This is a genomic window from Pseudomonas sp. Marseille-Q8238, assembly GCF_965111915.1.
Map to the genome: position 1 here is coordinate 1,513,466 of NZ_CBCOPI010000001.1, position 12,126 is coordinate 1,525,591.

Annotated in this window: 9 protein-coding genes; all 9 read right to left on the bottom strand. The window is 64.4% G+C overall.

Going from position 1 to position 12,126, the window contains the following annotated elements:
* Positions 1 to 9: 9 nt before the first annotated feature.
* A complete protein-coding gene (locus ACWPW0_RS06990) occupies positions 10 to 2,460 on the bottom strand; it encodes a TonB-dependent receptor plug domain-containing protein (RefSeq protein WP_454254845.1) in 2,451 nt (816 codons plus the stop codon).
* 11 nt (positions 2,461 to 2,471) lie between these two features.
* On the bottom strand, positions 2,472 to 3,263 hold the full coding sequence (locus ACWPW0_RS06995; protein WP_447590415.1) for a DUF427 domain-containing protein: 792 nt from the start codon (positions 3,261 to 3,263) through the stop codon (positions 2,472 to 2,474).
* A gap of 258 nt (positions 3,264 to 3,521) precedes the next feature.
* Positions 3,522 to 6,143, bottom strand: coding sequence for a TonB-dependent receptor domain-containing protein (locus tag ACWPW0_RS07000; protein ID WP_454256704.1), 2,622 nt, complete (start codon positions 6,141 to 6,143; stop codon positions 3,522 to 3,524).
* 373 nt (positions 6,144 to 6,516) lie between these two features.
* On the bottom strand, positions 6,517 to 7,467 hold the full coding sequence (locus ACWPW0_RS07005) for a FecR domain-containing protein (RefSeq protein ID WP_454254846.1): 951 nt from the start codon (positions 7,465 to 7,467) through the stop codon (positions 6,517 to 6,519).
* 1 nt (position 7,468) lies between these two features.
* Positions 7,469 to 7,978 (bottom strand): sigma-70 family RNA polymerase sigma factor, encoded by a 510-nt coding sequence (locus ACWPW0_RS07010; RefSeq protein WP_454254847.1) that lies wholly within the window; start codon positions 7,976 to 7,978, stop codon positions 7,469 to 7,471.
* Between the two features lie 117 nt (positions 7,979 to 8,095).
* Positions 8,096 to 8,896, bottom strand: coding sequence for a phosphate/phosphite/phosphonate ABC transporter substrate-binding protein (locus ACWPW0_RS07015; protein WP_454254848.1), 801 nt, complete (start codon positions 8,894 to 8,896; stop codon positions 8,096 to 8,098).
* Positions 8,893 to 9,849 carry a fatty acid desaturase gene (locus tag ACWPW0_RS07020; RefSeq protein ID WP_454254849.1) on the bottom strand — a complete coding sequence of 319 codons (957 nt, stop codon included), beginning with the start codon at positions 9,847 to 9,849 and terminating at the stop codon, positions 8,893 to 8,895. Before ACWPW0_RS07020 ends, ACWPW0_RS07015 begins: the two co-directional genes overlap by 4 nt.
* A gap of 182 nt (positions 9,850 to 10,031) precedes the next feature.
* Positions 10,032 to 10,694, bottom strand: coding sequence for a vWA domain-containing protein (locus ACWPW0_RS07025; RefSeq protein ID WP_454256705.1), 663 nt, complete (start codon positions 10,692 to 10,694; stop codon positions 10,032 to 10,034).
* A gap of 2 nt (positions 10,695 to 10,696) precedes the next feature.
* On the bottom strand, positions 10,697 to 11,728 hold the full coding sequence (locus tag ACWPW0_RS07030) for an ATP-binding protein (protein WP_454254850.1): 1,032 nt from the start codon (positions 11,726 to 11,728) through the stop codon (positions 10,697 to 10,699).
* Between the last annotated feature and the right edge of the window lie 398 nt (positions 11,729 to 12,126).

The window sequence follows — 12,126 nt, forward strand, 5'->3', positions numbered from 1 at the left end:
TGGCGAAAGTTAGAAGTCGTAGCTGAGGCGGGTGTAGACGAACGCACCTTCCGGTGCGACGGCGGCAGACGAGCCGTAACGCTGGCGGCTGGCCGGGTCATTGTTCTCGTCCGGGCGCTTGTCGAAGACGTTTTCCACGCCCACGTTGATGCCCAGGTTGGCGGTGGGTTTGAAACCGAAGTCGATGTCGGTCTTCCACAGCGGCGAGAAGGTCTGGTCGAGCGCCGGGTTGGCCGCATTGGGCGCGATGTAGCTGCCGAAGCGGGACAGCGAAACCTGTGCCGACCAAGCGCCAAGGGTGTACTTGGAGCTGAGCAGCAGGCGCGATTCCGGATGCCCTTTTTCCATGTACAGGGTCTGCGCGCGGCCGAAGGTGACGAAGCCGTTGGGGTTGCCCTTCACGTCGGTGATCTTGGTCTTGTACTGCGCGTAGCTGGCCGACAGCTCCAGGTCGCCGTAGCCGTTCAGGCCGAGCAGGTAGCGGCTGGCCAGGTCGAAGCCGCGGGTGCGGGTATCGGCGGCATTGGTGAAGTACTGGACCGCGGCATAGTTGGTGTAGCCCGCAGCGTTGAGCACATTGGTGACGGCTGTGCCGCTGAGGCGCTCGCTAAGGGTGATACGGTCACGGATGCTGATGTCGTAGGCATCCAGGGTGACCCACGAGTTGCTGGTCGGGCGCAGCACCAGGCCGACGTTGATGTCGGTGGATTTCTCCGGCTTGAGGCTGGTCGCACCCAGGGCTTTGGCCAGCGAATGGTCGACCGGGACGATACGTGTCAGCAGCGGTGTGCCGTCCGGTGCCAGGATGGTGCCGGTGGAGGTGGTCCAGGAGGTGCCGATCTGGCCCAGCGATGGTGCCCGGTAGCCGGTGCCGATGGTGCCGCGCAAGGCGATTTCCGGAATGAACTCGTAGCGCGCGGACAGCTTGGCGTTGGTGGTGGAGCCGAAGTCCGAATACTTCTCCGCACGGCCGGTCAGGCTCAGCGTCAGCTCTGGTGTCACCAGAGTTTCCGCGCCCAGGTACACGCTCTTCACGCCACGGGTGTAGCTGCCGGCGTCCACGGTCTGGATGCCCTGGCCCTGGAAGGCGCCACCGTTGGCGGGTTTGCCGATGTTGGGACCATCGAGGATCGGCACACCGCCGTTGGCGTAGGAGGCGTAGTCGCCAGCGCCCACGGAGTAGCGCTCGTGGCGGTAGGCCAGGCCCGAGGAAATCGTCAGCGGACCGGCCAGGCCGGACACGTCGAAGTCGCGCACGTAGTCGAGGGCGACGTTCTGCTGCTGGTTCTTCAGGCGGGCGACGAGGAAGTCGGTCGGGCTGTTGAGGCCATAGCTCGGGTTCACCGAGTCGTAGATGTTCTCGTCGTGGTCGTTGCTGCCGTAGTTGACGCTGAAATCGAACAGGCCGCTGGACTCATCACCGATGCGCAGGCCGGCGGTGCCGGAAATGTCCTCGTTGCGGTACTTGTACCAAGGGTGCGAACCGTCCGGGTACAGGTTGCGCACGTTCCAGTCCGAGCGTGGGTAGAGCACACCGATCACGTTGTTGCGCGACTCGCTGTTGCCGTAGGTGGCGAAGCCGTACAGACGGGCTTCATCGCTCAGGCTGCCTTCGGCGTTGAGGGCCAGGTTGTAGACCTTGCGCTCGGGGGAGCCGATGGGGTGGCGGCGGTCGACGGTCGCTTCGCGCGGGTCACCGTTGAAGTAATGCTGGGCGGTGTCGAGCTTGGAGTTGTCGGTGCTGTCGGCGTCGAGCGCATCGATGCTGAGGGTGAGAAAACCGTCGCCAGGCAGGTCGAAGCTGGTCCAGCCGCCGGCCGAGCGGCGCAGACCTTCACCCTGGGCGAACTGGCCGATTTGCCCGGTGACACCGCTGCCGGTTTTCTTCTTGAGGATGATGTTGATCACCCCGGCGATGGCGTCGGAGCCGTACTGGGCGGAGGCACCATCACGCAGCACTTCGATGCGCTCGATGGCGCTGAAGGGAATGGCATCCAGGTCCACCGGTTGCGTGCCCAGGCCGAGGCCGGAAGAAATCTGCACGATGGACGAGGCATGCCGGCGCTTGCCGTTGAACAGCACCAGGGTCTGGTCGGTGGACAGGCCGCGCAGCGAGGCGCCCTTGGGGTTCTGGCCGCGGGTGGTCGGCTGGTTCTGCGGGAAGTTGAACGACGGCACCAGTTGCCACAGCGCCTGGTTCAGCGTGGTGGCGCCGGTTTTGGTCAGCTCTTCGCCACCGATCACATCGACCGGGGCGGTGCTGGTCAGCACGGTGGTGTCGCGGCTGCGGGTACCGACAACCACCACGGTGTCCAGGCGACTGGCGAGTGCCGCGGCCTGTTTGTCGACGGGCTTTTCAGGCGTGTCGGCGAAGGCACCGAGGGTGGTGCCGGAGAGTGCGGCAGCGATGGCGCAGGCGAGCAGCGTGCGGGTGTTGGCGATCGAATTCTGATTATTCATGCTGGCTGCTCTCAACCTTCTACCGGCAGGCGACGGTTCCAGCTCAGCTCGGCTGGTTCCTTCACGTCGTCGACGTAAACCGCATCGACCTTCTCGTTGTAGAAGGCGTAGTAGCCGGCGATCTTCGGGCACTCGGCGATGGGGTCGATGTAGCCCCAGACGATGTCCTTGTACTCGCGGCCGCCGACCTTGGCTGTCCAGTAGGAGGCCTCGCCCTTGTAGGGGCAGCGGGTGTGGGTTTGCGTGGGAGTGAGCAGGTCTTCGCGTACGTCCAGGCGAGGCAGGTAGTAGCGGGTGCGGATGCCGGTCTCGAAGACCAGGAGGGCGCGGCGGCTTTCAGCGATGACTTCACCGCCGAGCACGATCTTGATGTGCCGCGAGCTGGCTACCGCATCGACACGGTGATACGGGTCGCGTGCGTGGCGGAAGACTTCCTTCTCTTCTTCGAACCAGCTGTCCACCTTGTTCCACTCGAAGCTGATGTAGTCCTTCAGTTCCTTGGCGGCGGGTGTCGGCGAGCTGTAGAACCAGGCGGCGTCCTCGGAAAAACGCGGACCGGATTCCAGGCTCAGCCAGGTGGCCTGGCCGGCGACTTCGGAGCGGGTCTTGTGGCTCGACTCGACCAGCAGGTCGGTGCGTACATCCTTCTTCGGGAAGTAGTAACGCGGCAGCGTGCCACGCTCGATCACCAGCAGCGCATTGCGGCTGTCGGCAACCGTGACCCCGGCGAAACGTACGCGAACCCAGCGTGGGGTGCGTTCGATATGAATACCCGGGGTTTCCCCGGTTTTGGTGGTGGACATAACACTCTCCTCGTTGTTGTACAGCGTTCGAAATAGGGCGGGGAAGTGCGCGTGATGCGCAGTTTCCGATTACCTGCTTCCTGTGTTTTGGGTGGTACGTTCAAACGGTGAAACGGCTGTTTTTCGGCAATACGAACCCGCTTCGCCCACGTGCGAAGTTGAAAAAAGTTGTCGGGTTGATTCGGTGTTTCAGGCTGTCGTCAGGGGTGTTCTGGTTCTTTGATCAAGTCCATGAGTGGGGTGAGCGGGGCCGGGTAATCAGAAGTCATACGTCAGACGGGTGTAATAGAACGCGCCCTCTGGCGCCGCAGGTGACAGATGGCTGTAGCGCTGTGCCCGGGCCTGCAGGTGGCGTTGGTCGAAGGTGTCGGGGTGGCTGTCGAACAGGTTGTTGGCGCCCAGCGACACCTTCAGGTGGCGGGTCGCGGCATAGCCGATATCGAGGTCGGCGATCCACTGTGCGGAAAACGTCTGGTCATACTGGGCATTGCTCGCCTGCACCGCGTACTTGCGGTATTCGCCAAAGCGGGTGGCAGACAGGCTGATGGTCCAGGGGCCGCGAACATGCACGGCACCGACAATCAGTTTGTCGTCCGGATAGCCATGTTCCAGGTAGCCACGCGACTCACGGGTGACCACCTCGAAGCCATTAGGGTTGGCATGCACCTTGTCGAGCTGGGTGCGTACCCGGGTGTAGCCGGCGGACAGGGTCAGTTCGCCGTGTTCCTGCAGGTCCAGGGCGTAGCTGCCGACCAGGTCGATGCCGCGGCTGCGGGTATCGGCGGCATTGGTCATGAACTGGGCCCAGCGGTACTGGCCGAAGCCGGCATCGGCGAGAATCCGTTCGGCCTCCGGGCCAGCGATGCCACCGCTGAACAGGATGCGGTCACGAATATCGATACGGTAGGCATCGAGCGTCAGCGAGGCTTGCTCGGTGGGGCGCAGGACCAGGCCCACCGAGTAGTTGGTGGATTGCTCCGGCTTGAGCTTCTCCGCACCCAGGGCCTGGGCTGCCGGGTGATCGACCGGCAGGATGCGCGTCATCAGCCCGTTACCGCTGCCATCGTTGTTGGTGGTAGTGGTCCAGGAGGTGCCGATCTGCCCGAGTGTGGGGGCACGGTAGGCGCTGTTGAGGGTGGCGCGCACGCCGACCTGCGGGGTGATTTCATAGCGCGCCGAGAGCTTGCCGGTGGTGGTCGAGCCGAAGTCGCTGTAGTGCTCGCTGCGTGCGGCAACGCCCCATTGGAGTTTGTCGGTGAGCTGGTTTTCCAGGCCCAGATAGAGGCCGCTGACCTGCCGGGTGTACGTGCCGGCATCGTCGGGCGTCAGTCCGGAGGCCTGCACTGCACCAATCTGCACGCCACTGACGCCGCCGAAGGAGTACGAGCTGGCATCGCCTGGGCGCAGGCGATAGCGCTCGTTGCGCCAGGCCACGCCGGCAGAGAAGGTCAGTGGGTTATCGGAGCCTGCGATGCTCAGGTCGTGGGCGTAATCCAGGGTCAGGTTGGTCTGTTCATTGACCAGTTCCACGACGTGGAAGCGGGTTGGGCTGGCGCTGCCGTAGCTCGGGTTCAGGGTGTTGCTGGCGTGCTCATCGTGCCGGTCCCGGCCATAGGTGGCGCTGATGTCGAGACGGCCGATGCGCTCGTCATTGAAACGTGCACCAAGGGTCAGCGCCGCATCCTCGTAGCGGAAGCGATAGTTCGGCGTGCTGCCGTTGGGGTAGATGCTCGGTACGTTGTTGGGGCTGGTTGCCAGCAGCGGCGAGGTGTTGTTGTGCGACTCGTCATGGGTCCACAGGGCAAAGCCGTACAGGCGCCACTGCTCGTTAAGCCCGGTTTCGGCATTGGCTGCCAGGTTCAGGCGATCACGGTCGGCGCCGCCCCAGCGTGGCGTCTGCCATTGATCATCGGCGATGTAGGAGGTACCGGTTTCGGTGGGTTTGCTGGTCAGGCTGCTGGCGCTCAGGTTGAGAAATCCGTCGCCTGGTAGCGACAGGCCGTACCAGCCATCGGCCGACTTGCTGAAGCCGTCGCCCTGGGCGTATTTGCCGACCTGGCTGCTGAACTGGCCGCCGCTGTCGCGCTCCTTGAGCACGATGTTGATCACCCCGGCCACGGCATCGGAGCCATATTGGGCGGAGGCGCCGTCGCGCAGGACCTCGATGTGGTCGATGGCGCTCAGGGCAATCATGTCCAGGTCGACCAGTTGCGTGCCGATGAAGGGCACGCCCGCCGATATGTTCACCACGGCCGACGCGTGCCGGCGCTTGCCATTGACCAGCACCAGCGTCTGGTCGGGGGACAAGCCACGCAGCGAGGCGCCTTTGGGCATCTGCCCCCGCGTGGCGCTCTGGTTCTGCGGGAAATTGAACGAGGGCAGCAGCTGGAACAGGGCCTGGTTGAGGCTGGTGGCGCCGCTCTGCTTGAGTTCGGCGACGGTGATCACATCCACCGGGGTGACGCTGTTGAGGGTCGTGATGCCATGGCGGCGGGTGCCGATGGAGACCACCCGGCCCAGGGTCGGCGCGGTGATCGCGGGTTGGGCTGCTTGCTCGGCAGGGGCCTGGCTTGCGGGCACTTCCTTGACGATGAAGGCACCACCGGGGCTGATCTGCAGCACCAGGCCGGAGCCGCGCAGGGCCTCCTTGACCGCCTGTTCGGCAGACAGGCTGCCACTGACCGGCGCGGAGGCATAACGACCCACCTCGGGGGTGAAGGAAATCACCTGGCCGCTTTGGCGGCTGATCAGCAGCAGCACCTGGTCCAGTGGGCCGGCGTCGATGTGGTAGGCCTGCTCGCTGGCCTGGGCATTGAGCAGGAACAGGCTGGTCAGCGGAGCCAGGGTGAGGGACAGCGCGCTGCGCTGAAACGCGGACATGTGATGACGCAGCATGGCTTCCCTCCTCGAATTCAATACGCCGCCCCATTGGCGCCGTTCGGGATAGGTGTGCAATGGCGAGGAGAAAACTTGCAGATCGTTTTGTTATGGCGTTAGAACCTAATTGTTATCAGGCTCTATTTCGTCACTCCAAAAGGATCTAAGAATCTGTTTACGATCTTTTGGACTAGAGCCAGGCAAGGCAAAAACAGGTGAGGAAGCGGAGTTTACGAGCTGTAAATGAGCATTCCGAGCCTGTTTTTAACGCGGTATGGCCGCCGGGCAAGAGATCGTAAACAGGTTCTAAAGCGGAAGGCGTGCTGAATGCGCGCCGACCGGCCATCCCGGCATGGGCAGGCTGTGCGGTCGAGAGTCAGGCGGCGACCAGACTCACCCACAGGTTGGTCCGGCGTGTTACGCGAATGGGCAGGGTGCGTTCCAGGGAATCCAGTACCAGGTCGCTGTCGTCGAGGCGGAACAGGCCGCTGACGCGCAACCCGGCAATCTGCGGGTCGAGGCGAAGAACACCGGCGCGATAGGGGCGCAGGGCGTCGATGACGTCGCTCAGTGGACGGTCATGCAGCTCGAGAAAACCATCGACCCAGGCTGTTTCCGAAAGGAGAGCAGGGCTTGGTGTGCCGAAGCGATTGCCGTCGAAGCTGATGTGCTGGCCGGCCTGCAAGTGCAGGCGATCACCGCCCTGAAGCGCAATCTCCGCCGGGGTTTCGAAGGCGATGACCTGGCTCTGGGTATCGCGTTGGCGTACCAGCAACTGACTGTTCTGAATCTGGACCAGGCCTTGTGGCGTCTGCACCCTGAAGGGCCGGCTATCGTCGGTCACGCGGGCGAGCAGTTCGCCGCTGTACAGGCGCAGCAGGCGCTGTTCGCGGCTGAAGTTCAGGTCGACGACACTGCGTGCATTGAGGATCAGCTCGCTGCCATCGTCCAGCGCGATCCGCTGGCGTTGGCCGGTGGCGGTACGCAGGTCGGCAGTCAGTCCGTTGAAAGGGCTGATGCGATGGGAGATGAAGCCCGCGCCAAGCATCACGCCGGCGCCAACCAGGGCCCCTTGCAGCACCTTGCGTCGACTGGTGGTGCCGATGGCCCGGTTCAGTACGCCACTGCCGATGCCCTGGGCAATGGGCACCTGGAAGACGCCGAGCGTCCTTTCCAGTTGCGCGCAGAGGTGGTCGTGGCGTGGGTCCTGTGCGCGCCAGGCCTGGTAGGCCTGCACCTGGGCCTCGCTGGCCGCACCGGAGCGCAGCAGCACCAGCCATTGCGTGGCTTGTTCGATCAACTGCTCGGTGGGGGTGCTTTCGCTCATGTCACTCCAGGCTGGCTTGCAGGCAACGTTTGAAGGCCTTACTCATGTAGTCGCTGACCGAGCGCTGGGAAATACCCAGCGTGGCGGCAATCTCCGGATAGGTCAGGCCGTCGACCTGCGAGAGCAGGAAGGTGGCCTTGACCTTGCCCGGAAGTCCGTCGAGCAGGCTATCGATCACCTGCAGCGCCTCGAACATCTGCGACAGTTCTTCGGGGGAGGAGGACTCCTCTAGGCTGTCATCGCGCAGGGCATCGAGGTAGGCCCGCTCCAGATCGCGCCGGCGCCAGAGCTGGTACATCAGGCGCTTGGCGATGGTCGTGAGCAACGCGCGTGGTTGGCGGATCGGCGCCACGCTGGGCGAACTCAGGACCTGGACAAAGGTTTCCGCGGCGATGTCCTCGGCACTGGCCGTGGAGTCCAGATGACGGCGCAACCTGCTGCATAGCCAGTCGTAATGGCTACGAAACAGCAGGCCCACGTATTCGCTATGAGAATTTTCAGCACCGGACATGACTGCTCCAGACTCGGGTTGATGCACAGGAAGTCCGGTGTTCCGGTGGCCGCATGCTAACAAAGCCACTTATTCTGTAAAAATACCGTAGTTGTAGATTTATATTCTTTTTAGGAATTAAAGAGTGGGTTCAAGATGAGTCAGGCCGCGTTGCCTGGCTTGGTTCTGGTAATCGAGCAGCACCTGGTAATCCGCCTCGCTGGCGGGCAATACCTGGCTGATCGCCAGGGTCGCGGCGATATCGGGATGCTCATGCAGGGTCTGGTTCAGCACGCTGCGGATCTGCCCGGCCTGTTCGGCAGTCAGCGATGCCGGGCCGATATAGGGCAGGGTCGGGCTCGGCGCGCTGCGGGCGAGGATGCGTAGGCCGGCGACTTCTTCACTGCCGGCGCGGGCCAGGTAGGCATAGGTGACGCTGTCCACGGCAACCAGGTCGACTACGCCTTCGCGCAGCAGCCGCAAGCTGTTGCGGTGGCCGCCACTGAGCGCCAGGCTGGAAAAGAAACGCCCGTCGCGCTGCCAGGGTGCGAGGGTGTGGCGCAGCAGGTTCATGCCGGTGTTCGAGTCTTCGTTGTTGATCGCGCCACGGCAGCCGTGCAGCTCGGCAAGCGTCTCACGGGGATCATCCTGGCGGACCAGCAGCAGGCTGCAATGGCTGCCGTCGTGGCTGTCCGGAAGGTCGTAGGCCGGGCGCCCGATCACCTGCACGCGACCACGCAGGGCCGTCATCAGCGGGTAGCCACAGGTCTGGGTGAAGAGCAACTGCGGGGACTCGAACAGCGCGTGCAGGGGCAGGTGCTGCGCTGGCAAACGCTGGGCGCCCAGTCGCTCAAGGATCAGGGTCAGCCAGGCTTCATTGGCTGCGTGGATGGCATCGGGTGCGGTGTACATATGCAGTTCAGCGTAACCGGTGCTCATGGGCGCGCTCCTTCGGCAAAGGGGTGGGCGGGGCTGTCCACCGGGCGCAGGCCATGCTGGCGCACCAGTTGGCTGTAACCCTGGATATGGAAGTGACCGCTGCGGCTCAGCCATTGTTCACGGCGTGCCCGATAGACCTGGGGCAGGCGATACCAGGGCAGGCTGGGCAGGTCGTGGTGCACCAGGTGCAGGTTCAGGTTGAGGAACAGCCAGGTCCAGGGCCAGGCCGCTTCGTTGATCACCGTGCGCTGTTCGGGGTTGGCATGGGGGCGGTGTTCGTAGAACGAGCGCAGCATCGCCAGGCTCAGGCCGGGCACGCTGACCAGCAGCAGGTAGTGCCAGGCCGACAGCACGCTGTAGTGCTCGATGAACAGCAGCATCAGTACGGTCAGGCTGCCGTGGGTCAGCCACATCGTCCAGGCTTGCCGGTCGCCCTGGCGCAGGCGCTGCAGTTCGCTACTGGCCAGGCCTAGCAGAGCCAGCGGGGCACCGATCAACAGGCGACCCAGTACGGTCTTGTTCAGCCAGAGCAGGGCGCGAAGCAGGGTCGGGCTGTGGCGCCAGTTGGCCTGGTCGAGGTAGCGGCTTTCCGGGTCGACGCCGGGCAGGGTCAGGTCTTCATCGCGATGGTGGGTGAGGTGGCTGTCGCGATACAGCGTGTAGGGATACCAGACGGCATAAGGGGCATAGCCAAGCACCTTGTTCAGCGCGTCCCAGCGGGTCGGATGGCCATGCAGCAGCTCATGCTGCACCGACATCCACAGCGTCACCAGCGGAATCAGCAGCAGGGTAGTGGGCCACACGCCCAGCCACGAACTGCCCAGCAGCAGGCCGAACCAGGCGACTTGCACGCCGATCAGCAGCAGCCAGGTGGGCCATTCGGTACGGCCGGTGAAATCCTGGCTCAGGCGTTCGATATCGAGACGCTGCGCGGCGTCGAGGTAATGGCTCATGGGCGCCTCCACGATGGCAGGCGGGGGCCGGCTTGGCAGGCGTGGTGATGGCGGAATGGGGTAAGCATGAAACGTCCTGTGCAGAATAGGGGCGACCGCTACGCGGCGGCCTGGTCCCTGTATGTGCAACGAGACGGGAGAAAGATGTAGATCGTTTGGTTATGGGCTTATGCCGCCAGCGCTCAATGGCTGAGCAGTGAGTCGATATGGCGGTAGTCGGCGCCCAGTTCGCTGGCGAGCTTTTGCGCGCGGCCGAGGCGGATGCTGGTGCTTTCCAGGTCTACCAGCAGGGCTGGACAGGCGCAGGCTGGCAGGGGTTGCCAATCGCGCAGGCGACCATCGGTGAGGATCAGCAGGCGTTGTTGTTCGCCGGGTTTCAGGCGTTGCCGGCGTAATTGCCAGTGTGCCGCCTGGCGCACCGCGTCGATCAACGGCGTACCACCACCGGCGCCGAGGTCCTGCAGCCAGTGGTGCAGGGCGGTGGCGCTCTTGCGCCCTTGCCACAGCCACTGGGGCTGGTTGCCGGTGGCGTGCAGCAGGGCGATCCGTGCGCGCTGGCGGTAGGCCTGCTCGAACAGCCTGAGCAGCAGCCCCTTGGCCTTGCCCAAGGCGCCTTGGCGGCGGGTCGAGGCGGAAGCGTCGACGATGACGACCCAGAGCTGTTCCGGACGGCTGCTGCGGGGGCGGCGGATCAGGTCGCGGCGGCGGATCGGGCGTCCGTTCAGCAGCGTGGCTGGCCAGTCAATACTTCCGAGCCTGCCGTTGCGGGCCGCGCCGTTATGGCCGCCTGCCTGCTTGCCTGGCCCGGGTCTGGCATCCGCGCCAGGGGCTGGGCGTGGGCGGATGCTCAGGGCTTTTTTGGCCAGCGTGGCGGTTCGCGCCGTTCACCGATGCTCTGTGGCTGCGCGGGCAGTTCGCCCCATTGACCTTCACCCTGGCGAGGTTCGTTCTGTTGCGTAGCCGGTGACTGCACGGGCTGCTGAGTGGGTTGTTGCGTTGAGTGTTGCGGCGGCGCGGTGTTGGCGGCTGCCTGGCGCTGTCGGTGACGCAGGACGAAGTGCGCCACGGCATCGATATCCTCGGGCTCGATGCTGTCCGCGCCGCGCCAGGCAGCATGTGCCCGTGCGGCGCGCAACCAGACCAGGTCGGCACGCAGCCCGTCCACACCGGCACTGAAGCAGCGCTGGGTGATCAGGTCGAGGGCCGGGCCGTCCAGGGCAATCGCAGCGAGCCGTTCACGGGCAGTCTGGCAACGCTGGCGCAGGGCATCCTGCTCGCTATGCCAGTGCTGCAGGAAGGCCTGCGGGTCACTGTCGAACGCCAGGCGCCGGCGCACGATCTCTGCCCGTTGCTCGGGCTGCGGCTGGCCGTCGAGGGCCAGGTTGAGGCCGAAGCGGTCGAGCAACTGCGGGCGCAGTTCGCCTTCCTCGCTGTTCATGGTGCCGATGAGGATGAAGCGCGCCGTATGCCGGTGGGAGATGCCGTCGCGTTCGATGTGGTTGATACCGCTGGCGGCGGCATCCAGCAGCAGGTCGACCAGATGGTCGGGCAGCAGGTTGACCTCGTCGACATAGAGCACGCCGCCATCGGCCTTGCTCAGCAGGCCTGGCGAGAACTGCGCGCGCCCCTGGCCCAGGGCGGCATCCAGGTCGAGGGTGCCGACGATGCGTTCCTCGCTGGCGCCCAGCGGCAGGGTGATGAACTGGCCGCTGGGCAGCAGCTCGGCGAGGCCGCGGGCCAGGGTCGACTTGGCCATGCCGCGCGGCCCTTCGATCAGTACGCCACCAATGGCCGGGTCGGTAGCGACCAGGCACAGCGCCAGTTTGAGGTCGTCGGCACCCACCACGGCGGCGAGGGGGAAGTGAGGCGTGTCGGTCATGGTGAGGTTCCGGCGGGAGCAAGGCGTGCATGGTAACAAGCACGGCCGGCCACTGGCGCCACTCTTTATGAGGTTGTGTGCCGGGTGTTGAACCCTGGCGCCCGATGGATTACCTTGCGGGACATTCAACGGAGTTTCCCATGTCGTCTGCCTCGTCCCTTTCGCTCGCCGCCCTCGATGCTTTCCGCGTCGTGATTGCGCGTGCGCAAGTCGTGGCGGCCGCGGCTGGTTATTCCTTTTATGGGTATTGGTTTAGCCATAGGCGCGCCTGATACCCCACAGGCGCCCTAGCAAGCAGGGTCGCCACCAGACAGTTTCTCGAAACCCCCGGTCGGCCACCCGACCGGGGGTTTTGTTTTTTCCGGCCAATAACGGCCAGCCACAGCATCACGAGGAAT